At 58.7% G+C, this 25709-nt stretch carries 26 protein-coding genes; 20 read left to right on the top strand and 6 right to left on the bottom strand.

Annotated elements, in window-relative coordinates:
* Positions 1-309: 309 nt before the first annotated feature.
* Complete coding sequence (locus tag KB449_RS17555; protein ID WP_282909604.1) at positions 310-1809, bottom strand: IMP dehydrogenase; 1500 nt, start codon at positions 1807-1809, stop codon at positions 310-312.
* Between the two features lie 173 nt (positions 1810-1982).
* Between KB449_RS17555 and KB449_RS17550 the strand changes: the two genes are divergently transcribed.
* Positions 1983-2789 (top strand): alpha/beta hydrolase, encoded by an 807-nt coding sequence (locus KB449_RS17550; protein ID WP_282909603.1) that lies wholly within the window; start codon positions 1983-1985, stop codon positions 2787-2789.
* A gap of 89 nt (positions 2790-2878) precedes the next feature.
* Here KB449_RS17550 and KB449_RS17545 read toward each other — a convergent pair whose 3' ends face one another.
* On the bottom strand, positions 2879-3739 hold the full coding sequence (locus KB449_RS17545; RefSeq protein ID WP_282909602.1) for an alpha/beta fold hydrolase: 861 nt from the start codon (positions 3737-3739) through the stop codon (positions 2879-2881).
* Between the two features lie 248 nt (positions 3740-3987).
* On the opposite strand from KB449_RS17545, the gene KB449_RS17540 reads away from it, so the two are divergent.
* Positions 3988-4416 carry a phage holin family protein gene (locus tag KB449_RS17540; protein ID WP_282909601.1) on the top strand — a complete coding sequence of 143 codons (429 nt, stop codon included), beginning with the start codon at positions 3988-3990 and terminating at the stop codon, positions 4414-4416.
* 146 nt (positions 4417-4562) lie between these two features.
* Entirely contained in the window at positions 4563-4958 is a 396-nt protein-coding gene (locus KB449_RS17535) for a cupredoxin domain-containing protein (RefSeq protein WP_282909600.1), read from the top strand.
* A 76-nt stretch (positions 4959-5034) separates the two neighbouring features.
* Here KB449_RS17535 and KB449_RS17530 read toward each other — a convergent pair whose 3' ends face one another.
* Complete coding sequence (locus KB449_RS17530) at positions 5035-5286, bottom strand: hypothetical protein (protein ID WP_282909599.1); 252 nt, start codon at positions 5284-5286, stop codon at positions 5035-5037.
* A 116-nt stretch (positions 5287-5402) separates the two neighbouring features.
* On the opposite strand from KB449_RS17530, the gene KB449_RS17525 reads away from it, so the two are divergent.
* From KB449_RS17525 to KB449_RS17480, 10 genes are all read left to right on the top strand, one after another.
* Positions 5403-5690: a Dabb family protein gene (locus KB449_RS17525; protein WP_282909598.1), complete on the top strand. Its 288-nt coding sequence runs from the start codon at positions 5403-5405 to the stop codon at positions 5688-5690.
* Between the two features lie 13 nt (positions 5691-5703).
* Positions 5704-5841: a hypothetical protein gene (locus KB449_RS17520; protein ID WP_158543932.1), complete on the top strand. Its 138-nt coding sequence runs from the start codon at positions 5704-5706 to the stop codon at positions 5839-5841.
* A gap of 10 nt (positions 5842-5851) precedes the next feature.
* A complete protein-coding gene (locus KB449_RS17515; RefSeq protein WP_282909597.1) occupies positions 5852-6292 on the top strand; it encodes a DUF86 domain-containing protein in 441 nt (146 codons plus the stop codon).
* Between the two features lie 102 nt (positions 6293-6394).
* The gene (locus KB449_RS17510; protein WP_282909596.1) at positions 6395-7054 is read left to right on the top strand and encodes a helix-turn-helix transcriptional regulator; all 660 of its coding nucleotides are present in this window, start codon (positions 6395-6397) and stop codon (positions 7052-7054) included.
* 315 nt (positions 7055-7369) lie between these two features.
* Positions 7370-7780: a hypothetical protein gene (locus tag KB449_RS17505; RefSeq protein WP_282909595.1), complete on the top strand. Its 411-nt coding sequence runs from the start codon at positions 7370-7372 to the stop codon at positions 7778-7780.
* Positions 7781-7840: 60 nt separating this feature from the next.
* The gene (locus tag KB449_RS17500; RefSeq protein WP_282909594.1) at positions 7841-8134 is read left to right on the top strand and encodes a YtxH domain-containing protein; all 294 of its coding nucleotides are present in this window, start codon (positions 7841-7843) and stop codon (positions 8132-8134) included.
* Positions 8135-8304: 170 nt separating this feature from the next.
* Positions 8305-9120 carry a glutamate racemase gene (gene racE, locus KB449_RS17495; RefSeq protein WP_282909593.1) on the top strand — a complete coding sequence of 272 codons (816 nt, stop codon included), beginning with the start codon at positions 8305-8307 and terminating at the stop codon, positions 9118-9120.
* Between the two features lie 198 nt (positions 9121-9318).
* Complete coding sequence (locus KB449_RS17490; protein ID WP_282909592.1) at positions 9319-10542, top strand: M14 family metallopeptidase; 1224 nt, start codon at positions 9319-9321, stop codon at positions 10540-10542.
* A gap of 79 nt (positions 10543-10621) precedes the next feature.
* Positions 10622-10924, top strand: a complete 303-nt coding sequence (locus KB449_RS17485; RefSeq protein WP_282909591.1) for an iron-sulfur cluster assembly accessory protein — start codon at positions 10622-10624, stop codon at positions 10922-10924.
* A 28-nt stretch (positions 10925-10952) separates the two neighbouring features.
* A complete protein-coding gene (locus KB449_RS17480) occupies positions 10953-11216 on the top strand; it encodes a YuzB family protein (protein WP_282912844.1) in 264 nt (87 codons plus the stop codon).
* A gap of 106 nt (positions 11217-11322) precedes the next feature.
* Here the strand turns inward: KB449_RS17480 and KB449_RS17475 are convergent, their stop codons facing one another.
* The gene (locus KB449_RS17475) at positions 11323-13305 is read right to left on the bottom strand and encodes an LTA synthase family protein (protein WP_282909590.1); all 1983 of its coding nucleotides are present in this window, start codon (positions 13303-13305) and stop codon (positions 11323-11325) included.
* Positions 13306-13542: 237 nt separating this feature from the next.
* On the opposite strand from KB449_RS17475, the gene KB449_RS17470 reads away from it, so the two are divergent.
* Positions 13543-14199 (top strand): O-methyltransferase, encoded by a 657-nt coding sequence (locus KB449_RS17470; protein ID WP_282909589.1) that lies wholly within the window; start codon positions 13543-13545, stop codon positions 14197-14199.
* On the opposite strand, the gene KB449_RS17465 is transcribed toward KB449_RS17470, so the two are convergent.
* On the bottom strand, positions 14186-15400 hold the full coding sequence (locus tag KB449_RS17465) for an MFS transporter (protein WP_282909588.1): 1215 nt from the start codon (positions 15398-15400) through the stop codon (positions 14186-14188). The genes KB449_RS17470 and KB449_RS17465 overlap by 14 nt on opposite strands.
* Before the next feature lie 165 nt (positions 15401-15565).
* Between KB449_RS17465 and hemE the strand changes: the two genes are divergently transcribed.
* From hemE to hemG, 3 genes are read left to right on the top strand one after another with little or no spacing between them, the layout of a single operon-like run.
* Positions 15566-16615, top strand: a complete 1050-nt coding sequence (gene hemE / locus KB449_RS17460; RefSeq protein ID WP_282909587.1) for a uroporphyrinogen decarboxylase — start codon at positions 15566-15568, stop codon at positions 16613-16615.
* Positions 16612-17586, top strand: a complete 975-nt coding sequence (gene hemH / locus KB449_RS17455) for a ferrochelatase (protein ID WP_282909586.1) — start codon at positions 16612-16614, stop codon at positions 17584-17586. The genes hemE and hemH overlap by 4 nt, the downstream gene beginning before the upstream one ends.
* Positions 17583-19061 (top strand): protoporphyrinogen oxidase, encoded by a 1479-nt coding sequence (gene hemG / locus KB449_RS17450; protein WP_282909585.1) that lies wholly within the window; start codon positions 17583-17585, stop codon positions 19059-19061. Before hemH ends, hemG begins: the two co-directional genes overlap by 4 nt.
* Positions 19062-19317: 256 nt before the next feature.
* Here the strand turns inward: hemG and KB449_RS17445 are convergent, their stop codons facing one another.
* The gene (locus KB449_RS17445; protein ID WP_282909584.1) at positions 19318-20247 is read right to left on the bottom strand and encodes an IS1595 family transposase; all 930 of its coding nucleotides are present in this window, start codon (positions 20245-20247) and stop codon (positions 19318-19320) included.
* A 350-nt stretch (positions 20248-20597) separates the two neighbouring features.
* On the opposite strand from KB449_RS17445, the gene KB449_RS17440 reads away from it, so the two are divergent.
* From KB449_RS17440 to nagZ, 3 genes are read left to right on the top strand one after another with little or no spacing between them, the layout of a single operon-like run.
* Entirely contained in the window at positions 20598-22481 is a 1884-nt protein-coding gene (locus tag KB449_RS17440; RefSeq protein WP_282909583.1) for a cache domain-containing sensor histidine kinase, read from the top strand.
* Complete coding sequence (locus KB449_RS17435) at positions 22453-24120, top strand: response regulator (RefSeq protein WP_282909582.1); 1668 nt, start codon at positions 22453-22455, stop codon at positions 24118-24120. The genes KB449_RS17440 and KB449_RS17435 overlap by 29 nt, the downstream gene beginning before the upstream one ends.
* Positions 24107-25702 carry a beta-N-acetylhexosaminidase gene (nagZ, locus tag KB449_RS17430; protein ID WP_282909581.1) on the top strand — a complete coding sequence of 532 codons (1596 nt, stop codon included), beginning with the start codon at positions 24107-24109 and terminating at the stop codon, positions 25700-25702. Before KB449_RS17435 ends, nagZ begins: the two co-directional genes overlap by 14 nt.
* Positions 25703-25709 lie beyond the last annotated feature (7 nt).

The following is a 25709-nucleotide window of genomic DNA, read 5'->3' as shown; positions in this document are numbered from 1 at the left end:
AGAATGCGGCGCCGGCAAGGACCGATTCCCCAGCAGATGGTATCTTTTTTGTGTATCGCAAGGCATGGGGCGCATCATGAGCGAAAGGGATAATGGCACGGGTTGCAGCGCAGGCGCAATAGGATGTTATGAGCGTGCTTTCTTCGGCGTCTGTATGGTGTGAAGCATACTGAGCGAAAGGGATAATGGCATGTGCCAGGGAAAGCGGCATTGTCTCCCTGGAGGAGGGGCTGAAGTAACGGTGTATGCGCGTCATATAAATAATCGGCCCGCTCTCCGGTAAAGGGAGGCGGGCCGAGCTCACGTATATTAGTCCCCGGACAAGCCGGTATCTTTGATCATGACGTCGTGGGCGCCGCCCTCGACGAGGCTGGTCGCCGATACGAGCGTGATGCGGGCTTCGCGCTGCAGCTCCGGGATGCTGATGGCGCCGCAGTTGCACATCGTCGACTTGATTTTGCCGAGTGTCTTGTCGAGGTTTTCCTGAAGACCGCCCGCATAAGGCACGTACGAGTCGACGCCTTCCTCGAACAACAGATTCTCTTTGCCGCCGCTGTCGTACCGCTGCCAGTTGCGCGCGCGATTGGAGCCTTCGCCCCAGAATTCCTTGACGAAGTTGTTGCCGACCTTCAGCTTGCGCGTCGGGCTCTCGTCGAACCGGGCGAAGTAGCGGCCCATCATGACGAAGTCGGCGCCCATGGCGAGTGCGAGCGTAATGTGGTAATCGTGCACGATGCCGCCGTCGGAGCAAAGGGGGACGTAAATGCCGGTCTCCTGATAATAACGGTCACGCTCCTCGGCCACTTCGATAAGCGCGGAAGCCTGGCCGCGACCGATGCCTTTTTGCTCGCGGGTAATGCAGATGGAGCCGCCGCCGATCCCGACCTTGACGAAGTCTGCGCCGGCATCGACGAGATACCTGAAGCCTTCGCGGTCGACGATGTTGCCGGCGCCGATCGGAATGTCGAAGTTGGCCTTGACGTATTCGATCGTATCGCGCTGCCATTCGCTATAACCGTCGGAGGCGTCGATTACGAGGATGTCCGCGCCGGCCGCCACCAGGGCGGGCACGCGTTCTTCATAGTCGCGGGTGTTGATGCCGGCGCCGACGACATAGCTTTTGTTGGCGTCAAGCAGTTGGAGGGGATATTCCTTATGGGCGTCGTAATCTTTGCGGAAAACGAGGTGTTCGAGCCGCTGCGTCTCGTCCACGATCGGCAGGCAGTTGAGCTTGTGTTCCCAGATAAGGTCGTTCGCTTCCGGCAGCGAGATGCCGGAACGACCGCAAACGAGCGAGGCATAGGGCGTCATGAATTCCCGGATCTGCTTGTCGGACGGATCCCGGCTGTCGCGGTAATCGCGGCTCGTGACAATGCCGAGCAGCTTGCCTCTGGGGGAGCCGTCGTCGGTGATCGCGACCGTGGAATGCCCCGTCGAAGCCTTAAGCGCCTTGACGTCGGCGAGCGTGTGATCCGGCGTGAGGTTGGAGCGGCTGGCGACGAAGCCGGCCTTGAAGGATTTGACCTTGCCGACCATGCTGGCTTGCTCGGCGACAGGCTGCGAACCGAAGATGAACGAGATGCCGCCGCTGCGGGCGAGGGCGACTGCCATCGCATTGTCGGAAACGGACTGCATCACGGCGGAGGAGAACGGAATGTTAAGAGACAGGCGAGGCTGCTCGCCGCGGCCGTACTTGGAGATCGGCGTTCGGAGCGATACGCGCTCGGTCGTGCATTCGCGCCTCGTCAAGTTCGGAATCAGCAAGTATTCGCTGAACGTGCGCGAAGGTTCCGTGTAATATTTGGCCAAAGTCTATCATCCTCCCATAGCTCTCGCTCGATAAATTTTAACAATAGTAGCACGTGCGCGAAGGCTTGGCAACGGATAGTTTCGAACGTGACGAATCCTATCGGCAAAATCAGGACGGTGTGCTAGGATATAGGTTGAGAAACAGCGATAATAATCCCGATCGAGGTGCAATGATGTCAGCGTTTACACCTGAAGAACGGCTGCTCTGGCTTAATGGCGCTCCTTATGCCGAGGGCGACACGCCGGAGGACCGTCCCGCTTTGTTTCCTTATCTGCTCGAAGGGAGCGATCGTCCGGTCGTCATCGTGGCGCCGGGCGGCGGCTACGGCGTTCGGGCCGCCCATGAAGGGGAGCCCATCGCGAGGTGGCTGAACGGCCTGGGCATATCCGCTTTTGTGCTCCGGTACCGCGTCGCGCCGTACAAGCATCCTGCTCCGCTTACGGACGCGCTGCGCGCGATTCGAACCGTGCGCGCCCGCGCCGCGGAGTTCGGCATCGACGCCGGGCGCATCGGCTTGCTGGGCTTCTCGGCGGGCGGCCATCTGGTCGCTTCGGCCGGCACGCAATGGGAAGGTCCGAATCCGGAAGCGGCGGACGAGATCGACCGCGTCTCCGACCGGCCGGACCTGATCGTGCTCTGCTATCCCGTCATTACGCTCAGGGATCCGCATACGCACGCGGGCAGCCGTCAGAACCTGCTCGGCGAGTCGCCGGAGGCGGCGCTGGTCGACGCGATGTCTGCGGAGCTTCGCGTCACGTCCGAGACGCCGCCGGCCTTTTTGTGGCATACGTCAGACGACGCTGCGGTGCCGGTCGAGAACAGCCTGCTGTTCGCCGCGGCGCTGAAGGAGAAGGGCGTATTGTTCGACCTGCACGTGTACAGCAGCGGAGCGCACGGGATCGGCTTGGCCGAGGATCATCCGTTTGCATCGGGATGGACGTCGGCCGCCGCGGCTTGGCTGAAGACGCAGGGGTTTTGAGCTGCATTTTGAGCTGCATTTAAAGTATAAAAAGAAGGCTTGCTCCGGCTGTTCCGGACCAAGCCTTCTTTTTGCGTGAAGCTGCGCTTTTATAGAACCGGCGTCTGCTCGGGCTGCACCTCGATCGGCGCGGGGATGGCAAGCGTGCCGGCGAGAAATGCCGTCAACCGTTCGCTGAACAGCTGCGGCTCGTCGAACAGCAGGGCATGCCCGCTGTCCTCGAAGCGATGGAGCGTCGATTGCGGAATGTACCGGTGCATCTCTTCGCCAAGTTCGAACGGGCAGATCTCGTCCTTAACCCCGTGGAAGATGGCGGTCGGCACGGCGATCAAGGGCAGATCCTCGCGAAGGTCTTCCGTGCGCAGCGACTCCAGCGCCTTATAGGCACCGACAGCGGACGCTTCCAAACCAAGCGACAGAAGCCATGCCGCCATGCCGGCGCTCGGCTTGCTTGCTGTCAGCATCTTGCCGAATTGCGAGACGAGCGTCGGTCGGTCCGTATATGCCTGCAGGATCATGTCGTCCAGTTTTTCCGGCGGCGTCCCGTGCTTGAAGTCGTCGCGCTGCACGAACGAAGGCGCGGCTGCGCCGATGAGCAGCAGCTTGGAGATGCCGTATCCGCCATGTCTGGCCATGTACCGCACAGCTACGGCGCCGCCGAGGGAGAAGCCGACGAGCGTCGCGCCCGTCACGCCCAAGTGATCGATGACCGCCTTGATATCGTCCGCCAGGCTGCAATAGTTGTACCCGTCCCACGTCGCGTCAGACTTGCCGAAGCCGCGGAGATCGATGCCGATGCAGCGGTACCCGAGACGCGGCAGCTCCAGGAATTGATACTCGAACATTTTGTGATTGACGGGCCAGCCATGCAGAAAAATAATCGGCGTACCCTCGCCGATATCCTCGACATAGATTCGAATCCCTTTCTGGACTTCCACATAGTGAGACATCGAATTCCCTCCGATCGTATGATGGTTCGTCGCCATGCCGTCGGGCGGACAATCGCGCGTCCATTGCCCGTCAGCATCCCTTACCCCAATCGAATCGACCTCACGCTTGCTCGGATCTTCGTGAGAGGTGCGGCTTCTTGCGCGCGAAGCCGCTGATGCCGCCTCGGGTCTTGTCCCGCGCGCATACGTTGTACGGAGCCTGCCGGAGCATTCCGGAAGAGCGAACGGCTCGGAGGGAGGAGAGGAAGATGTCTTGGGAAATGAACTGCGCGGTCGCCGTGGCGGGTTCGGTGCTGACGTTCGCATTCGGGCTATGGAACGAAGCGCTGACGCTTTTGGTCGTCGCCATGGGCGTCGATTACGTAACGGGCGTATATGCGGCTATCCGGTCCGGGCCCGGACTGAACAGTCGAACGGGCTTTAGGGGACTGGCGAAAAAGGGCATGGTGCTTCTCGTGCTGCTCGTTTGTCACCGAATCGACCAATTGCTGGGCGTCAACGCGGTTATGGGAGGCGCGACGTATTTTTATTTGGCCAATGAATTGATCTCCGTCGTCGAAAATTGCGGACGTCTCGGTCTGCCGCTTCCGGAGCGTCTGAAGCAGACTGTCCAGATGCTGAAGGACAAAAGCAAGGACAAAGAACTAAAAAGCAAGGACGATGATTTAAAATCGTAAAAATGGCAAAAATTATTAACGATTCGTTCATCAAATTGTCAAATGTGAAAAAAAGTTGACGCTTTCACGCCGTCAATAGTTGAGTTGAAGCGCCCCTTTTAGGTAATATAAGAGGTAGACATTTCGAGGAAGCAGGGGGAGCAACGATGTTTAAATGGATCATGCCGGCTTTGCTTGTCGTGGCCTGTCTTTTTGCTGTGTACCTCTTGGCTAACGATCTGCCGGCGAAGCCCGAGAGCGAGGAAGCAGGTTTGGCCGAAGGCCAGGAGCTGCTGAAGATCACCGCGACATCGGCAGGTTACAAGTTCGACCAAGCGGAGTATCACGTGAAGGCCGGCACCAACTACAAGATCAAATTTTCGAACAAGCTGGGCGTGCACGGAGCGGGTATCGAAGCTGCCGGCCTCGAGCTGAGCGCCGACAAGCCGGAAGCGGACTATACGTTCCCCGAGAGCGACAAGGGCAAGACGATCGAGCTGCATTGCACCGTCATGTGCGGACAAGGCCACTCGACCATGAAGTCCAAGATCATCATCGAATAACGAGCCTTGCGCAAAGGAGAAAGGAGCCGTTGCCGGCTCCTTTTTTTCATAAGGCCCACTTGTCCTGACGGATCCGTCAGGCGCTTCTTCGACGGTAGAGCCTGGCGATCAAATAGTCGCAGACCGCTCCAATGACGACATAGCTCAGTACAGTGAGAGCGTACATACCCATCACGCTGACCTTATGAATGTCGCCGAAGAGCTCGACGAACCAGATCGGCACGCTGAACATGAACAAAAAAGCATTGTGGGGATCGTACCCTGTCGCGTTGAACAAGCATAGCGCAAGCCCGATCACCGTGAACAAAATCGTATAAGTGAGCCGCATGACCTGCCTCCTTCCGCGGCGTTCAGCGAGAATGCGTATAGTATGCGCGTCGCGCGGAGCGTACATGCGGGATAGCCCGGCGGATACATGCGCACAATCAGAAAGGGGACAAAAATATGCTGACCCATATCGTATTGTTCAAATTAAAGGACCGCAGCCCCGAGAGCGTTGCCCGGACGGCGGCCGTGCTCCGCAACATGGAAGGGAAAGTCGAACAGCTGCTCTCGATCGAGGTCGGTACGGACGTCGTTCATTCCGAACGCTCCTACGATATCTCGCTCGTGACCAAGTTCGCTTCGCTTGCGGACATGCAGGCGTATCAGGTGCACCCTGAGCACAAAAAAGTAATCGAGCATATGACGGTTGCGCGCGAAGCGCAGGCCGTCGTCGATTACGAGAGCTGAGGGAGCGAATCGGGTGAACACGACGACCGACTCCGGCGCGGGCGATCTGTACGAAATGATGACTTATCTGCTGGTGATCATCATCAGCGCGTTGATTATGGTCTATTGGCTGCGGCGCAAAGGCCGCAACAAGCGCGGCAAGAAGGATTGAGGGTGATGGCATGTATTACGTGAACAGACAAGCGATCGCAAGCCGGCTCCGCTGCGTGCCTGACCTGGGCGCCGCGGCATCGGGACTTGCCGCTTCGTGGCAGGGCGATTTGCTGCAGGGGCTGGCGCAGGAGCGCTGCCTTCATCTGGCGCTCGAGATCGTGACGGACGTCGGCAGCTTTTTGATCGACGGCTTCATGATGCGCGACGCAGGCAGCTACGAGGACATCGTCGGCGTCATCGGCGGCGAGAGTGTTATCGACGAGCATCTGGCCGAACGTCTGCGCGCGCTCGTATCGCTTCGCAGGCCGCTCGTGCAGGATTACGATCTTTGGCAGCGGTCGCAGCTTCATCCGCTTACCGGCGAGCTCAAGGCGCTGCTGGATTCTTTTTCCGAATCGGTACAATCGTACCTGCGACGCGAGCTCGATCCTTGGGAGCAGCCACGCTGACGAGGATTGGCAATTTACGCTGCACGCTTATTCCTATACAATAGGAGCATAAGCGGGCGGCTTTTTTTGTTTGGCGCCGTCCGCACGTGGGAGGAGAGGCCTATGCTGCCGCACGACGAAGGAAGGACAACACGCCAGCAGCTGCTTCAGACGCTCCGGACGGGCGGCGGCAACAGCATCGCCTCGCTCTCGCAGGCGCTGTCGATCACCGAAATGGGTGTGCGCCGCCACATTCAGGCATTGGAGCGCGAGGGACTCGTCGAAGCCGAGACCGTGAAGCAGGCAATGGGAAGACCCGTCGCCGTATACCGTCTGACGGCGCGCGCGGACGATCTGTTTCCCAAAAACTATCCGCAGCTTGCGCTCGATCTGCTCGGCGAGCTTGAAGACGATCCTGCGGGCGAAGCGATCATCGGCCGCATGTTCGCAGGACGTCGAGACAAGCTTATCGCGAGGCACAAGTCGACGATGGCAGGCGCGACGCTCGAGGAGCGCGTAGCTGAGCTGGCTGCCATCCAGCAGGCCGGCGGCTATATGTCCCACTGGGAGCGGGACGGAGCGGGAGAGCGGTTTACGCTGTACGAGTACAACTGTCCGATCGCCCAGGTCGCAGGCAAATACCGAGAGGCGTGCCGCTGCGAGCAGCAATTGTTCGAGGCGCTGCTGGGCGCCGAGGTCAAGCGGACCGAATGCATTGCGGACGGCGGCTTGAAGTGCGCTTATGCGATCCGGCGTCCGGCGGAGCGGGCCGCCACGTCTTGAGGGATAATGGCATGAATAGAGCACCGATGCAACCGGCGGGGGCAGAAGCCTCCGGCCGGTTTTTTTTGCGGGGCGAAAGAACTGCCATCCGTACAGGTATCATAATGCTCAGATGTATATTTGCAGGCATTTCTGCACAAGAGCGACGCGTGCGGCCGTGAGGCCGCCCCATCGGAACGGCTTCGGATGCGCCATCGGGAAAAATATATCTTGTCCGTTGTGTCAGGACGTGCAGGATGTTCTTATACTGTTTTAAGCGCATGGGCGGATGCCCGGCTTCACGTGCGAAGGTTCATTTCGGAAGGAGGAGAGACGATGGCCTGGACGGTTGCGGGATACGCGGCGGCGGTTATGTTTGCGGCGGTGGCGGTCGCGGCGCTGGTCGTATGCATGTCGGCGGCGCGGGCGCTGAACGCGTGCAGGGAAGCGGCCAGGATGCTCGAGGCGGAGGGAGCCGAATCGCTGCGGCAGATGGGGCGGCTCGCATCCGGCGCTGCGGAGGCCGCTGAGCTGTGTCGCGGCGCTGCGAGGTCCGCGGCCAGGATGGCCGAGGGCGGCAGGGCGTTCGGCGAAGCAGCCGCGCGTTCGGCCGAGACCGCGGCGGCGCTTCTGGATGCGTGGCGCGGGCGGTTCGTACGCTGGACGCAGGGCATCGCGGATGCCGCGGACGAACGCGAACAGGCCGGCGAAGTCTCTCCTTCCGAAGGCGCAGGCAGGACCGGCTGACGCCGCAAGCGCGAATCCGACGCAAGGAACGACGGAATTCGAGAATCGGAGGGATTTAAGATGGCGGAACGCAAGGTTGTAAAATCATTCCTTTTTGGTGCCTTATCCGGCGCCGCACTCGGCGCGGCCGCAGCACTGCTGTTCGCGCCGAAGTCCGGCAAGGAGCTTCGCAAGGATATCGCCGACACCGCTCAGGTTGTCGGTACGAAGACAGCCGACCTCGGCAAGGCGGCAGGCAGCGCCGCGCAGACGGTGGCGAAGAAGTCAGCGGATTGGGCCGGCGGCGTTCGCGCCAAGTTCGGCAAGAAGGCCGGGGACAACGAGACCGCTTCTGCCGACGACGAGGCGATCTGAGTTCGACTTGCCCGCAGGAACGTCATGAAGGCGCCGTCCGGCACGTCCGGGCGGCGCCGCTCCATGCCTTGAACCGCATCCGAATATGCGCTAATATGTAGGTACCTTTTGCGCGAAAATCTCATAATTTATCTAGATTCGTCATCTCCTTAGCAGAAAGCGGTGTTCTCGTGCAGCAAGCGATCGCAGTCCTGGACTCCGGCGTGGGCGGACTGACAGTCGTCAAAGAAGTGATGCGTCAGCTTCCCCGAGAGAAGATTTTATATTTCGGCGATACGGCGCGCACACCTTACGGATCCCGCTCCGCCGAGCAAGTGGTCGAATTTACCCGGGAGATTGTCGATTATCTCATCCAATTCGATCCTAAAATGATTGTCATCGCCTGCAATACGGCGACCGCGGTAGCCCTCGAGGATATCACGAGCCGCGTCTCCGTACCGGTCGTGGGCGTCATCGGTCCGGGCGCGCGCGCCGCGCTTGGACGTACGCGTACGGGCGTCATCGGCGTCATCGGAACCGAGGGTACGATCCGCAGCGGCGCCTACGAGGCGGCGCTGAATATGCTGTCGGGCGGCAGCGTTCAAGTCGTCAGCCGCGCCTGCCCGGGCTTCGTGCCGCTGGTGGAGGACGGCAACTTCCGATCCGAGCGGACGCAAGAGATCGTAGAGTCGTCGCTCGCACCGCTGCGGGGCAAGCATCTGGACAGCCTGATTCTGGGCTGCACCCATTATCCGTTCCTCGCAGAAGCGATCTCCGAGGCCATGGGACCTGGCGTCGCGCTCATCAGCTCGGCCGACGAGACCGCCAGAGAGATCCGCACGATTCTGGAGCGGTCCGGCCAACTTGCGGAGGCGGACAGCGCACCGCTGCATCAGTTTTTCTGCAGCGGCGATCCGGCGAAGTTCCGGGAGATCGCCCAGACCTGGCTCGGCGAGCAGATCCGGCTGACGCCGGTCGTCTGGCAGGTGCCGCATATCGGCGCATAAGCAATCCAATTACAGAAGCCTTTCAGTCGTCTTTGGACGGCCGGAGGGCTTTGTTTTTGTTTTTCGGCGTCTTCAGCGTCTTCTGCGTCCTTCGGCGTCATATCCCCAACTGCTACGGCATACAAAAATATACCGCATCGACGCGAATGAACGCGGGCACGAAGCGTACGCGCAACAAACGCAGGGAGGGATCGTAAGATGCGTATGGAAGAATACGTGGCCGTCCAAGGGGATACGTACAGATCGATTGCCCGCGCGGCCCATGTGGGCGTACAAGAGCTCGCCCGGGCGAATCCGCAGCGTCCCGCCGACGAGCCGATCCGTGCGGGCGAGCTGCTGTATGTGCCTGCGGATCCGATGCGCAAGCGGATATATGTCATGCAGCCCGGCGATTCGCTGGCAGCGATCGCCGAATGGCTCGGCTGCACGGATAGCCGGTTGAGGGCGCTCAATCCGCAGCTGCCTTCGGGCGCCGAGCCGGCGGCGGGGATGCGGCTCGCGCTGCCGGTACAGGCAGCCAGCCGCATCGTTTTGCCTTCCTACGCCTATGGGCCTGACCATGTGGCGGTCGATCTGAAGCGGTTGGTTAGCGCGTTTCCGTTTATCAAGACGACGACGATCGGGACCAGCGTCATGGGCAAGCCGATATTCGCTGCAGGCATTGGCGACGGCCCCTTCCGCTGGCACCTGAATGCGGCCATGCACGCCAATGAATGGATTACGTCGCTGATCGCGATGCGTTTCCTGGAGGATTACGGCCGGGCTTGCCGGCGCAAGCTGCAGATCGGCGGGTTCGATGCGGCCGATCTGTATCGGCGGACGACCCTGTGGGTCGTGCCGATGGTCAATCCCGACGGCGTCGAACTCGTGCAGGAGGGGCTGCGTCCGAACCACCCGCTGGCTGCGCGGATCGGCCGATGGAACCGCGGCTCCGCCTCCTTTCGCAACTGGAAGGCCAATGCGAGAGGCGTCGACCTGAACGACCAGTTTCCGGCCGGTTGGGAGGAAGAGCGCCTCCGGCGCGGGGTGCATGGGCCTGCGCCGCGCGATTACAGCGGCGATGCGCCGCTCTCCGAACCGGAGGCGGCTGCGCTCGCCAAGTTTACGGAGGACCAGTGCTTCGACGCGGTCATCGCGCTTCATACGCAGGGCGAGGAGATCTATTGGAATTACGGGGGACTCGAGCCGCCCGAGTCGAAGGAGTGGGCGCACCGTCTCGGCCTCGCTTCTGGCTACCGGCCTTTGGCACTGACGGGCAGCGATGCGGGATACAAGGACTGGTTCATCGCCCGGTATCGCCGTCCCGGCTTTACGGTCGAGGCGGGCTGCGGGCGCAATCCGCTGCCGGTCTCGGCTTTCGAGGACATGTACGACGATTGTTTGCGGCTGCTTACGGAAGCGCTGGACTTAAGTCCTCGGTGATTATACAATAGAACATGATCTCCCCGGCGAGGCATGTCAACCGCAGGGAGAGATGCCGACGATTGGAGTGAATACGATCATGCAATGCAAGATTACGCGCAATGCGGCCAAGATCCTGAAGCTCGAGATGGACAAGCCGGAGAACGAAGGCTTGTATCTTCGCGTTCTGATTACGCATAGCCACGGCGATCACGCCCACTACGGCCTGGATATGACCAAGCCGACCGCGGACGACGAGATCGTCTCTACTGATAAAGGTATCGACGTACTGCTGACTAAGGGCGCCGAGCTGCTTGACGGCGTCAAGATCGACTACCTCTATTTTCCGCAAGAAGGCTTCGTGATTACGAATCCGAGCAAGGGGAACCATGGCGATCATTGATCGGGCGGCGCCCCCGGAGGTCCGCGTTATTCCTGCCGCGGACCCCCATGCGGGCCCGAGCCCCAACGACATCCGCATTTGCGACAAGTGCAACCATACCCGGGTCAAGACCTTAACTAGCAAGCTGCAGAAGCTGGACCCGGCGGCCGAGATTCGCGTCGGCTGCAAGTCTTACTGCGGCCCTTGCGCCAAGCGGGCGTTTATCTTCATCAACGGCCGGTACATCGCCGCGCCGACCGAAGACGAGGCGCTCGAGAAGGTTAAGCCGTTTATCAAAGCCCGCAAATCATAAAGAGAGCGCCCCGCCTCATGCAGCCGGAGCGCTCTTTTTTCATTCGTTTATTTCCTTATGCGAGTTTGTGGATCCTTTTTGGGGCGGTCAATCCTGTTTTCGCGCCTCAGTCGTTTCTCTTTTTGAGCTCCGGCAGCAGATCGTGCTCGACGACGACGTCGGAGACGCGAAGCTCCCGTTCGGCGGCTTCCTTGCCTGCGGTGCACGCGGACACGTCCGTCGCATTGCCTTCCGCGAGCGAGTAGCAGGATCCCGCATCGTCCATGCCGCCGTTCGAAGGCATATAGTATACCTTGCCGTCCGTGAACCCTCCCGTCCGGAAGACGACGGGCTTTTCGGCGGCGGACAGCATGCTGACGCCCATCATCTTGTTGTCTCCCATCGGGATGCCAAGCATCTGCAGGATGGTTGGAGCAGTATCGAGCTGCCCGACCGCCTTTTCGCTGACGCCGGCATGTTCGTCGTTCGGGAAGTGAATGAAGAAAGGGACTTTGCGGATGATTGCATCCATCTCTTCGTCGGACAGCGATTTTCCGAGCAGCTGCTCGTATGGCTTTTTATCGTATAGTGAATTGTCGTGATCCCCGTAAAGCATGAGCACCGTGTCTTCCCACAGCCCTTCCTCCTTCAACCGGTCCACGAGCTCTCCGATTGCGGCATCGACGTAGTGCGCAGCCTTGAGGTAGTCGCCGAACGTCGTGCCGTCGAAGTCGCCGACTTCGAATTCGGTTTTGTAGTCGGGCAGATTAAAAGGATGATGACCGGAAATGGTAATCGCGAAAGCATAGAACGGCGAGGCGCCGCGTTCCTTGATCTGATCGACCGTTTGCTGCAGGAACGTTTTGTCGCCGATCGACCAGCCGAGCGGTTCGTCGTCGTCGAAATCCTTGATGCTGTAAAACTTGCCGTATTCCATGTTGTGGTACATATTGTTGCGGTTCCAGAAGCTGCCGTCGTACGCGTGATGGACCGTCGTATCGTAGCCCTGGGCATTCAAGATCTCCGGCAGACAGTTGAAGTCATGGTCCGCGAATCGAATGAACACGGATCCCGTCGGCATCGGATGGAGCGAACAGCTGGTCAGGAAGTCGGCGTCCGACGTGCGGCCCTGTCCGGTCTGATGATAAAAGTTGGAGAAATACAAGCTTTTGCCGATCAGCGCGTTCAGGTTCGGAGTAATCTCATGTCCGCCTACCGACTGGCCGATGAGGAACGACTGAAAGGCTTCGGCTTGGATCATTAAAATATTTTTTCCCGCGGCGGCCCCGTACAGCGGCTCCGTTTCGGCCTGCTCCTGAAGCTGCTTGCGGTCGTCGAACCAGTCCTTGGCTTCCTGGATTTGCGATTCGCTGACGCCCCCGCTGAACCAATGCTCCTTCGCGTACCGGTACGTATCGTAGCCGTGGAAACCGAGCAGCCCCGTCACATTATAGATCGGGATGTTCCACCAATTGCCGACGAAAAGTCCGCTGGCCCAGCCGTTTTTCTGCTGATTCACCGGGCCGACGATCATAGTGATGCCCATTGCTAGCAGGACGCTGGCCAACGCGGTGTTCAGCATGAGGCGGGAACAGGACTTGACTCGCGCCGACATCGTTCCGTTGCGGCGTGCCATTCGCGCAGGGCGCCAGTACCAACAAGCCCATACCGCATAGGCGAGCGCGACCGGAATGTCGCACAGCAGCACGAGATCTCCGCGATGAACCAGGCTCCAAATGCTGTCTTCTAGTGAGCTGACCTGGTTAGCCTGAAGGAGCACGGGAATGGAAATGAAATCCTTGAAATATCTGAAGTAGACCAAATCCGCGAATAAGAGGACGGATAGTAGTAGGTCCAGCAAGGCGAGCGATACCGCGCGCGCCCGTCTTCCGAGCCAGACCACCCAGAAGGTCGCAATGACCATGGCGCCGTAGTTAACCTTCCATTTCCACTGGTTCATGCCCCCGACGTTCAGCTGATGGTCAAGCCAATTCAACTTGTATACGATCGAGAGAACGACCAGCATGGCGGCCCAATACGGCCAGGAGGCCAGACCTCTAAGCGCCAGTTTGACCCCTTTTAAAGCCGTCGTACGAAGCTGCGTAGTCATGAAATGATGATTCCTCGCTTTCCTCTTGGACCGAGAATTCCTTTGCGGGCATGCCCCTTCGCGCACGCTTTTACACAGTAAAAATGACGCGTTTACACACAAAAAACAGTATAACGCTTCCACACTTTTTTTTCACGTGCGAACTATGCTGCATTTTGCAGGATCGGCGGACAACGTATATAATTTTGTTCGCTTAGGTAAAGGTCGTGAATTCAGTATTCGAGGGAGGAAAAGCGCGTGACGGATAGCAGGGAAGATGAAAGGGCGGTCAGTCCCGAAGCGTACTTCGACGGATTGTTCGACGAGGACGCAGACCTTGTTCGCGTGAGCGAGTCGATCCGGGAACGGGGAATGCCCGATATATCGGTGGCGCCTGGGTATGGCAGGCTGCTGACGATGCTGGTCGCCGCGGCGCGATGCAAGGCGGTGCTGGAGATCGGCGCGCTGGCCGGCTATAGCGGCATATGTCTGGCCCGCGGCTTGACGGAGGGCGGCAAGCTGACATCGCTCGAGCTGAAGCCCGAATATGCCGAGCTGGCGACTGCAAATATTGCGGAAGCGGGCTACGGCGATTGCGCGGAAATGATCGTAGGAGACGCGCTTGCTTCGTTGGACAAGCTCATGGCATCAGGACGGCGGTTCGACTTTTTTTTCATTGACGCCGACAAGGAAAATTATCCGAACTATCTCGAGCGAGCGATCGGTCTTGCCGTGCCCGGCGCGTTAATTGCGGCCGACAATACGCTGCTTAGAGGGCGTACATTAAACGAAGGGAAGCAAGGGCCGGCCGTCCAAGCGGTGCGGGACTTTAATCGCCGTCTGGCGACCGATCCCCGCTTGCTCGGCACACACTTGCCGTCCTATGACGGTCTCGCGTTGTTCATGGTCCGCTAGGCGCGCTTGACGCTCCTTTAACGAGCGAGCTTTTCGCCCATAGCGAAGTGCCGAGAAGCGCGGCGGCGGAGACCAGGAAGAGGCCTTCGATGCCGATAAAGCCGGACAGGGCGCCACCGATAACGGGGCCGGCCATGTTGCCGAGCGCGACGGCGCTGCTGTTGAAGCCGAACGCCATGCTCACTTTGTCGTCGGGCGTATGGCGGCGAATGAGCGCGTTGACCGTCGGGATGAGTCCGCCCACGAAGCAGCCCAGCAAAAAACGGCAGACGAGCAGTTGGCCCACGTTCGCCACGAAGGCTTGGGGAATAAACAGCAATCCGGCGCCGAGCAGCGAATAGACAAGGACGCGCGTGGCGCCCTTGCGATCGCTCAGCCTTCCAAGGAGCGGTGCGCTGATCATGTTGGAAAAGCCAGTCACCGAGCCGACGAACCCCGCCCAGAAGGCGAGATTTTCGGTCGTGCCGTGCAAATGCTGGACGAAGATCGGGATGAGCGCCATCGGGCTCAGCATCGCGAACTGGATCAGAAAGGTGACGGAGAACAGCGCCGGCAGTTGCCGGATGGCCGCGAGCTCCCGCAGCCCCGAAGCCAGACTGACACTGGGGGCGATGCGAGCGGCCTTCCGGTCGAAGCGTTCGCGCACGAGGAGCCAGGAAAGCACGGAAGCGGCGAACATGAGCGAGCCTGTAATATAGAAGATCGGCCGAAACCCGAACGTATCGGCCAATAATCCGCCGATCAGAGGTCCCAGGATCGTGCCGGCAGTGCCGCCGGATTGCAGCGTTCCCATGGCGAAGCCAATCTTCTCTTTGGGCGTCGAGGCGGAGACGAGCGAGACGGCTGCTGGGGAATACCCGGAAATAATGCCGTTCGCCATGCGGAGCAGCAGCAGATGGAGCGGCGTCGCCGCGAAGCCCATCAGCACCATCACGATCGACATGCCGAACCCCGAGCGCAGCAGCATCACTTTACGTCCGTAACGGTCGGATAGCTTGCCCCAGAGCGGTTGGAAGAAAAAAGAAGTGACGAAATTCGCCGCGAAAATGAGCCCTGCCCAGACGCCGATTGCATGCTCGCCTACGACGCCGAGATCCTGCTGCAGGTAAAGGGACAGGAAAGGCGTGATCATCGTCATGCCGGCCATCACCAGGAAATTTCCGATCCACAGCACAGCTAAATTGATTTTCCAGCGATCCAATCTCGCACCTCGCTCTTCCACATGAGATAATTAACGGTTTGTCAACGGATTGTCATAAGGTACGAGAGCGGAAGGTTGTGACGTTCGGTCAAAAAGGGCATAATAAAACCGAATGATCGCTTATTGTTCGGGACCCATCCTATTACATAAAGGGGATACTGCAATATGAATGACCGCTTCTTGCGTGCATGCAGGCGCGAACCCGTCGACCGGGTGCCGGTCTGGTATATGCGCCAAGCCGGAAGATACGATCCCGATTACCGCAAAATCAAAGAGAAATACAGCTTGCTCGAGATTTGCCGGCAACCTGAACTCGCGGCTGAAGTGACGATGATGCCCGTACGCAAGCTTGGCGTGGACGCCGCGATTCTTTACTCCGATATCATGAATCCGGTCGCTTCCATCGGCATCGATTTCGATATCGTCAAGGATATCGGCCCGGTTATCGACAACCCGGTCCGCTCTGAGGCTGACGTGGATCGTTTGAAACCGATCGATGTCGAGCGGGATCTGGGACATGTCCTCGAGACGATCGGCATTCTGAGCCGGGAACTCGACGTGCCTTTGATTACGTTTGCCGGCGCGCCGTTCACGCTGGCCAGCTATATCGTGGAGGGACGCCCTTCCAAATCCTATATTCGAACCAAAGCGTTGATGTACGGCGAGCCGGCGGTTTGGCACAAGCTGATGGGCAAGCTCGCCGATATGGCCGCCGCATATTTGCGCGCGCACGCCTCCTCCGGCGCGCAAGCGGTACAGCTGTTCGACAGCTGGGTTGGCGCGCTTGCGCCGCAGGATTTTGCCGAATTCGTGCTGCCTCACGTCGAGCGAATCTTCGCGCAGACAGCGGATATCGCCATCCCGAAGATTTATTTCCCTGGCGTGAGTTCCGGCGAGCTGCTTCCTTATATGAAAAGCCTGCAAGCCGATGTAATCGGACTCGATTGGCGCGTATCCATTTCCGAAGGCCGCGCGCGCACCGGCGGCCGGTTCGCCGTTCAAGGCAACCTCGACCCGTACGTGCTGACCGCGCCGCAGGAAGTCATTCACGCCAAAGCGCGTGCCATTTTGGACGAAGGCATGCGCGAGCCGGGCTTCATTTTTAATCTGGGTCACGGATTGTTTCCGGAAGCCTCGCTCGAGAAGTTAAAAGAACTGACCGATTACGTCCACGACTATACCGGCCAGAAGCTGGCATCGGAGGTATCCTTATGAGCGTTTCCGACCATGCGCCGATTGGCGTCCTTGTTATGTCGTACGGCACGCCAGAGAGCTTGGAAGGCGTCGAGGCTTATTATACGCATATCAGGCGGGGGCATCCGCCGACGGAGGAACAGCTGGAGGATCTGACGTCCAGGTACCGCGCGATCGTAGGCGGCGTTTTTCCGCTGCGGGAAAATACGAACCGGCAGGTTGAGGCGCTGCAGCGCAGGTTGGATGAGCTGGGGGGCCAAGGACGTTACGTTTGCTATCAGGGCTTAAAGCATGCGTCGCCTTTTATCGAAGACGGCATCGCGGCCATGGCCCGTGACGGCATCGAGAGAGCCGTAGGCATCGTGCTGACGCCCCAATATTCGTCGATGAGTGTCGGCGGATATTTGAAGAGAGCGCGGGAAGCGGCCGAGCGGCACGAGATCGCCTTCGCGGGCGTGGAGAGCTATCATCTTCATCCGGTGCTGATCGATGCGTTGGCTCAGCGGGTCAATGCCGGATTGGTGAAGGCAGGCGTGTCCGCAGACGAAGGATTGGTGCTGTTCAGCGCTCATAGTCTGCCCGCCCGAATTCTTGAGATGAACGACCCGTATCAGGATCAACTGCTCGAGACGTCGAAGGCCGTCGCCGAAGCCGCTGGAATTTCCCGTTGGCAATTCACGTGGCAGAGCGCCGGCCAGACGGGCCAGCCATGGCTCGGTCCTGATATTTTAGAGACGCTGAACGGGCTTGCCAAGGAGAACGTCAACTTCGTGCTCGTGACGCCGGTCGGATTCGTCTCCGACCATCTGGAGGTTCTGTACGATATCGATATCGAGGCAAAACGCCATGCGTCGGAGCTGGGGCTTGCCTTGGATCGCATTCAAATGCTCAATGACGATCCCAAGTACATGCAGGCGCTTGCGGATTCGGTTATCGGCACGGTCGGCGGATTCGATGCAAAGACCGATACCGCCGGAAAGTCCCAACCATGAGCGGGGACCGTTCGCTTCGAATCGCGATCGTAGGCGGCGGGTTGACCGGGTTGACAGCCGCCTTTTACGCTTGCAGGCTGGCCGACGAAGCGGGCGTCCGTGCAAGCGTTGCCCTCTTCGAATCGTCGGATAGGCTTGGCGGGAAGGTCAATACGCTTAGGCGCGACGGATTCGTAATTGAGCGGGGGCCGGATTCCTTTCTTGGGCGCAAGCTTCCGATGCTGCATCTGGCCAAAGACCTCGGACTGTTGGATGAGCTGGTCGGTACGAATCCGGCTGCTGTAAAGACGTATCTTGCCCATGGCGGCAAGCTCCGGCCGATGCCCAAAGGTCTTAATCTGGGCATTCCGAACGACCTCGGCGCGTTCGCGCAAAACTCGCTCGTGTCGCCGCAAGGCAAGCTGCGGGCGCTCGACGAGCTTCGTCTGCCGCCCAGAACGTCCGATGAAGACGAGTCTGTAGGCGATTTCCTCGAGAGACGGCTCGGTCGTGAGATGGTCGAAGCGATCGCCGAGCCGCTGCTAGCAGGCATACATGCAGGCGATCTCTATAAGCTTGGTCTTAAGGCCACATTTCCGCAGTTTGCGGACATGGAGCGCAAGTACGGCAGCGTCATTCGCGGCATGATCGACGCGAAGCAAAAAGCGCCCTCCGCCGGCGCAAAAGCTGCCGCAGCCAGGTCGGAGGCGGTCGGCGGTTATCCGATTCCGCCGACCGCATTTCTAACTTTCCGTTCCGGCTTGTCCACGTTAATCGAGTCGCTCCAAGCGAAGCTCCAGGCTTATCGCACTGACATTCGACTCGGTGTCGGCGTACGTTCCTTGGAACGAGCGCAGGAGGCCACCATTCCGTCTGCGAATCAAACGTACACCTTGCAATTGGACGATGATTCCATTTACGAAGCCGATCGCGTGCTTCTTGCTGTGCCTGCATTCACGGCCGCCGAATTGCTAGGCCCGCATGCCGACATTTCGGCGTTGGATCGTATCGATTACGTTTCCGTCGCGAACGTCGTAATGGGCTTCGATGCGAAAGGCTTCGGGCATAAGCTGGATGGCTCGGGCTTCCTGGTTCCCCATTCCGAGCATCGGACGATCACGGCCAGCACATGGACCTCGGCCAAGTGGCAGCATACCGCACCTGACGGAAAACGTCTGATACGCTGCTACGTCGGTCGGGCCGGCGACGAATCGGGCGTCGATTGGTCCGATGACCGCCTCGTCGAAGCCGTACGGCGAGACCTCAGAGAACTGATGGGATTGACTGCAGCGCCCGAATTCGTCGAGATCACTAGACTCCGCCGCTCAATGCCTCAATACCCGGTCGGACATACGGATGCTATCGCAAGCCTCCGAGCGCAGCTCGAATCTTCCTTGCCCGGCGTCTATGCGACCGGCGCGCCGTTCGATGCGGTAGGGTTGCCCGATTGCGTTGAGATGGGCAAAAACGCAGCGATCCAAATGCTTCGTCCTTAGCAAACAAATAGCCGCCCCGCCGTTTTCGGTGAAGCGGCTATTTTGATATTTTTCCATAAAAACCCATAACGAATAGTTGTCTCTTATTTTCAACTTTATGCCACTATCCCCGTCGCTCAGGAAACAGGTCTGGATGCTATGCAAGAATACCCGAAGACATAGCAAACAGAATCCGCGCTTAGACGGAATACCAATATCTCCTTGTTACTACCCCTGCGAATCAAGAACACAACTATGAATTCTTAATAGTTCTAAATCAGGCTCCCCATCGGGACAAATGCGCGCCTCTCCAACGGGCTTTACTTCCAAAAACTAACCAAGGTACCTGAAGCATAGGTTTATATGCGATAAGCTGCGGATAGGTAACAACCGGTGAGTTCGCGCACCAAGCGAGGGTCTCTCGAAAAACATGGACTTCTCGATAGGAGCAGTTGAGGCGAAAGGCGAATTCGTTTAAATAGCGCTGCAAATGCTTGGCCCCGATGCCGTTGAACGTCAAGTTAAGCCATGCGTTAAATTGGCGGGCGACCAGGCTTAAAGCAGGATTGTTTTTGCGATAACCGTAAATTTCAGGCTTGGAAGAGCAATCGGTATGCTCTTCGTGGAAGGCTTGGACACCCTCTGGTTTGATAAAGCGATTATTTTCGTAAACATGACTCGGGTGAGGTTGCTTGATCTTGATATAAGCGGGCGAAGCTTCATCGTTAAAAGCAGCGCCGATCAGCAGCGGCTGACGCGCATCGTCGAAAGTCGGGTCCCCATAATAACAGCGGTCGATACGGACATTGCCGGTTAGCAAGACGGAAGCGTCGGCTTCGGACATGGCATTTCTGATCTTATGGGCCATCAGCCAGGCGGTCTTATAGGTGACCAGAATCAAGCTGCTGAGGCGGAGAGCGCTGATGCCATCCGTGCGGGACAACAAATAGATCGCATGGAACCATCTAGTCAAGGACGTCCGGCTGCCTTCCATAACCGTGCCGACAATTAATGAGGTCTGGAGCCGGCATGAAGCGCATTCGTATAAAGGCAGGCGTCGCGTCGATATCTCATAATAACGGGCCCCCCCGCACGCCGAGCAGCTAAATCCGTCCGGCCAGCGCGCGTTGAACAAAGCGTCGGCACAGGCTTGCTCCGTGCCAAAGGCGGCTAGAAACTCGTCATTTGTCATCGGGGCATCCACCATGGCATAGTCGCTCCTTTTATCAAAACTCGATTACATGCAAATTATACCAAACAAACGTTCTCGTTTCAAATGAAAAATTCCAAATTCCTGTTAATTTCAAATCACCCGAACGAAGCGGAAGTGCTTTTTCTGAGCGACGGGGATAATGGTATGATTTCAAAAAAACAAGGTACAACGTGCCCGCAAGACTTGTAGACGATTTTATCCCTCGATCATATGAATGCCTGCTTATCCTCCCTGCAACTGCGCCCTATAATGTGACTACGGCCCGCTTACATCCTGCTATAATGACACCATGAAGTCAGACGAACAATTTCCTCGCGATGGGGACACGGGAAAGGCTGGGGCCGATGAGTCTGGGCAAGCGCGTATTTACCGCCTTTTTTTTCTTTATTATCATGCCGCTCGTCGTGCTCGGAACGATCTCTTATTTGACCTTTCAGCATATTACGGAGCAGAAATATTCGGATCAAATGGAGCTGTCGATGAACGCGATCGGCCGCAATTTGAACAATATGATCAAGGAAGCGAATTACTTCTCGGACTTCTGGGTGACGACGGAGGACAGCGTGGAGAGCGTGGAGCAGGCGCTTGGCGCGGGCGTGCAGAGCACCGGGGGCAAGCAAGACAAGTCCAAGGAGACCGAGAGCGGGGATTACGAAGAGTTGCTTGAGAAACAAAAGCTTACCGGCAGGGTGCTTCTTACGTATCCGGGCATCAAGTCGGTCACGCTGTATCACGTAGACGGCAGGGTCGTGAATCTTCGGTTCGTCGTCGACGAGCCGATCCCGAGGGATGTCTTGGAGAGCAATCCGATCTACCCCGAAGTGCTGAAGAAAAACGGCGCTCCGGTCTGGATCGGTCCGAACGAGGATGCGAGGCTGACGGGCTCCAACAACTTGTTCACGCAAATCCGGGTGCTGCTCGACATCGATACACTTAAACCGAAAGGCGTGCTCGTGATGCGCTTCGGGATGACCGAGCTGGCGCGGACGTTTAATTTTTACAACACGGAAGGGGACGGCGACAGGCGCTATCTGATTGTAGGCCGAGGTGGCGTCGTGGTGTACGACAGCGCGGGAAAAACGGAAGGTCAGTCGTTCGCCGCAACGGACCCGGACGGCAAGCTGAACCTGTCCCGGAACTTCCAAACCCGAAAAATGATGTTCGACGGCGAGAAAAGCCTTGTCTCCGTGCATAATCTGGGCGACATCAAACGACTTGGTACGGGGGACTGGACGCTGGTTACCGTGACGGACTGGGGATATTTGTCGGGGGACCTCGCATCGATGCTCCGATACGTCGTTATGATTACGATCGGCTGTCTGGCCTGCGCGCTCGTGTTCAACCTGATGTTCGTCCGCAGGACCATCAGCTTTATCGTGAGCGTCGTCGGCGCGATGAGGAAGGTGGAGCGGGGCGATCTGACGACTCGGGTGCCCGTGACGGGCAACGACGAGACGGTTATTCTCGCCAAGGGCTTCAACAGTCTCGTCGAGCGGGTATCGGAGCTGCTGAGCGACGTTACGATGGAGCAGCGGCGCAAGCGGAAGGCGGAAATGATGCTTCTCCAGGCGCAGATCAAGCCGCACTTCTTGTTTAACGCGTTGGAGTCGATTAACATTTTGGCGGTACAAAACGAAGGAAGAAAAGTGAGCAAAATGGTGCAGCGGCTGGGCAACATTTTCCGGATCAGCATTACGCAAAAGGAGGAAATCACGATCGAGCAGGAGCTGGAGCATCTGCGCAGCTACCTGGAGATTCAAAAGTTCCGATTCGAGGAATTGTTCGAATATACGATCGAGGTCCCGCCCGAAATGATGGCGCATTCGATCCTGAAGCTCACGCTTCAGCCCCTCGTCGAAAATTGCATTCAGCACGGTTTCGAGGGCATCGATTATTTAGGCAGAATTCGCGTGTCGGCGGCGTTTGAGGATGAAAACATCGTTTTTTACGTGGAGGACAACGGCATCGGCATATCGGATGAGCGGCTCGCCTTGTTTGCTTCCAGCGGCGTGACGACGCTCGAGCAGCTGTACGGCGAATCGCCGGAGACGGGCGAGAGGCGCGGAATGGGCGTAGGCAACGTCGCCGATCGGCTGCGGATTCATTATGGTTCAAGCTATGGAGTGATGCTGTGCAGCGCGCCGGGGCAGGGGACGATCATCAAGTGCGTCATACCAAGCGAGTCGGGGGGCGGCGAACGTGAGAATAAAGGCGTTGTTGGTGGATGACGAGATTAACATTTTAAAAAATCTTCAAGCCGTCATTCCTTGGGAGGAGCTGCGCGTCGACGTCGCGGGAACGGCCAAAAACGGCGAAGCGGCGCTTGCGCTCGCGCGGGAGCATTCCCCGGAGCTGATCCTGTGCGACATCCGCATGCCGGTTATGGACGGCATTCAGTTTCTGGAGGGGCTGCGCGAGATGGGCTCAGACGCCGAAGTGATTATGATGACGGGTTATCAGGACTTCAGTTATGTGCGGTCCGTCATAAGGTACGAGGTCAAAGACTATATTCTGAAGCCGATCGACTACGACGAACTCGGTCAGACGATCAGCAGGCTGGCGGACGGCATTCGGGAACGCAAGGCGGAGCAGCAGAACATTCAGCGGGAATGGCATCAGGTATTTCACCTGGCCTACGAAAAGGTGCTCTACGACGTGCTGATGGAGGTGGGGGGCTGCTCGGCCAAACCTTTCTTGAAGCAGCATGAGTTGTCTGGCGGCGACTTGAACTTTGCGATGCTGCTCGCAGACGTGGCCGATTATTCGCAGAAGGAGCGCAATTGGGACGAAAAGGAGCGCAAGCTCTGGAATTTTGCCGTGCATAACGTACTTCAGGAATTTTTGTCGTCGCTGCAAATTCCGTATACCGTCCTGCAGGTGAGGAGCGGGGAATGGTGCGTGCTGATCGAGCGCATGCCGGCTGAAACGTTCGACAGGGGGCAATGCGAGGACTGGAGCTGTCAGCTTAGAGAAGCCGTCGAGCGATATCTCAAGATTCAGATCCGGGTGGCGCTCCATCCGGCGCCGGTGTCGCTGGAGAAGCTGGCGCGCGTCTATAAAATTTTGCAGCGCTCGCTCAGTTTGAATGCGGGCCTGGACGACGCCGTTATTGTACCGGAACGGACGAAGGCGCACTCGGAGCACTCGCAGCGATTGTGGGACCGGATCGAGGAAATGGTTACGGGCCTCAAACGCTGCGACCGCCGGAAGACGGAAGGTGCGCTGCGGGAACTGAACGAGAGCTTCCGTCAGCTCCCTGACGCTTCTTACGAACGGGTCCAGCCGATCCTGCACTATCTGTGCCTCCATCTGCTCCGTGAAATGCGTTCGATGGACGTGATTCAGGGGGAAGACGAGACGGCTTTTTGGAAACAGCTCGACCGCAACCCGGGCATCCGCGAGACCTTGGCCGTCATCAACCGGCTGGTGGACCGTTCGATCGACAATGTGATGAAAAAGAAGACGAGCGACGTCCTGATGCTGTCGGCGCGCGATTATATCGAACGCAACCTGTCCTCGGAGCTCAGCATCGATGCGATGGCCGACTATTTAGGAATCAGCGGCAGCTACTTCAGCCTGCTGTTCAAGCAGCAATTCGGCGAGACGTTCGTCGAGTACGTTACCAAGCAGCGGATGGAAATGGCGAAGTCGATGCTTGCCATCAGCGACAAGAGCATCACGGCTATCGGCCTGATGGTCGGATATGCCGAACGAAGGTATTTCACCCGCGTATTCAGCAAATATACCGGATTCCTGCCTTCCGAATACAGAGAACAAACCCAGGGCAGGACATTGGCGCAGGGTCAAATCGAACCCGGCCGATCATCTCGCGGCGCAGCGAAGGAGAACAGCGATGTCGAATCTTAATGCAGGCCCGGAAGATTTGGATTTGAAGAGAAAGGTCGGCCAGCTGTTCATATGCGGATTTGACGGGCATGTGCCTACCGACGGCATTTGTCGGCTGATCGAGGCATACGGGCTTGGAGGCGTCATTTATTTCAGACGCAACTTGAAGGATGCCGCCCAGGTCGCCAGTCTGACGAAGTCGCTTCAGGAAAAAGCCGCGGTGCCGCTGCTGATCTCGATCGACCAGGAGGGAGGCATGGTCGTCCGCCTGGAAGACGGCGTAACGGTCATGCCCGGCGCGATGGCCATCGGCGCGGCCGGGCATGCCGAATTGGCCCGCGAGGCCGCCATGCGGGCCGGCGCGGAGCTGCGGGCCTTAGGCATCAATATGAACTTTGCACCGTGTCTGGACGTAAACAACAATCCGCGCAATCCCGTTATCGGCATACGCTCATACGGAGAGAAGCCGCATAAGGTGGCCGAGCTCGGCACGGCAACGATTGGCGGCTACCAGGAAAGCGGCATTGCGGCCGTTGCCAAGCATTTTCCGGGACATGGCGACACGGCTGCCGACTCTCATCACGCACTGCCGGTCGTGCCGCATGGGCGCGATCGCTTGGACGCGGTCGAGCTCGTGCCGTTTCGGGCCGCCATTGCAGCCGGCGTCGACGCGATCATGACGGCGCACGTCGTTTTTCCGGCGTATGAGCCCGACGGCGTGCCTGCGACGCTGTCGAAGCGCATTCTGACCGGCTTGCTGCGCGATCAGCTCGGCTATGAAGGCGTCGTCGTAACCGACTGCCTGGAGATGAATGCCATCTCGGAGACGATCGGCGTCGCGAGGGGCGCGGTCGAAGCAGTCAAAGGCGGCGCGGACCTCATCCTCGTCAGCCATCGGCTCGACCGGCAGGTCGCGGCGCTCGAAGCGGTGTACGAGGCGGTGCTGGCGGGCGAAATCCCCGCGTCCCGCATCGAAGAAGCCGTCCGTCGCGTTCGGGCGCTGAAGGAGAGGCGCGGGCTGTTCGCGGGGACGAATCCTGCGGCCCCGGACCCAACGAAGGCAGCAGCGGCGGCGCGCAAGCTGAGCGAGCAGGCTGTGACGGTCGTGAAAGGCGAGGAGCGGCTCCCGCTTCGCCCTGGCGTCCGTCACCTCGTCGTCTGGGCGGAGGCCCGCGCGAGCACCGAGGTCGTCGAAGCGGTCGAACAGAGCTGGACGCTCGGCGAGGCGCTCCGCGCGGAGGGGCTGGACGTCGCCGAGATCGCGATCGGTCTCGAGCCGACGGAAGTAGAGCGTGCGGATGTAACGGCTGCAGCAGAAAAAATGGATGCGATCGTGTTCGCTTCCTACGATTCATGCTTCTCCCAGAGTCAGTCTGCGCTTATTCGGTCGCTGTACGAGTCGGCTGACGCGGCGGGGCGGGCATTTGTCCTGACGTCATTGCGCACGCCCTACGATCTGCTGGAAGCGCCGGCGGTTCCCGTCTATATTTGCGCATACGAGAACAAGCCGGCGATGATGTCCGCGCTTGCGGGCGTATTGGCCGGCAGATTGCCGGCGCTTGGACGGTTGCCCGTGACCGTCGGCGAATACCCATGCTCGTGAACGCTGG

This window comes from Cohnella hashimotonis, assembly GCF_030014955.1.
Classification (GTDB): domain Bacteria; phylum Bacillota; class Bacilli; order Paenibacillales; family Paenibacillaceae; genus Cohnella; species Cohnella hashimotonis.
This window is presented reverse-complemented; position numbering and strand designations above follow the sequence as displayed.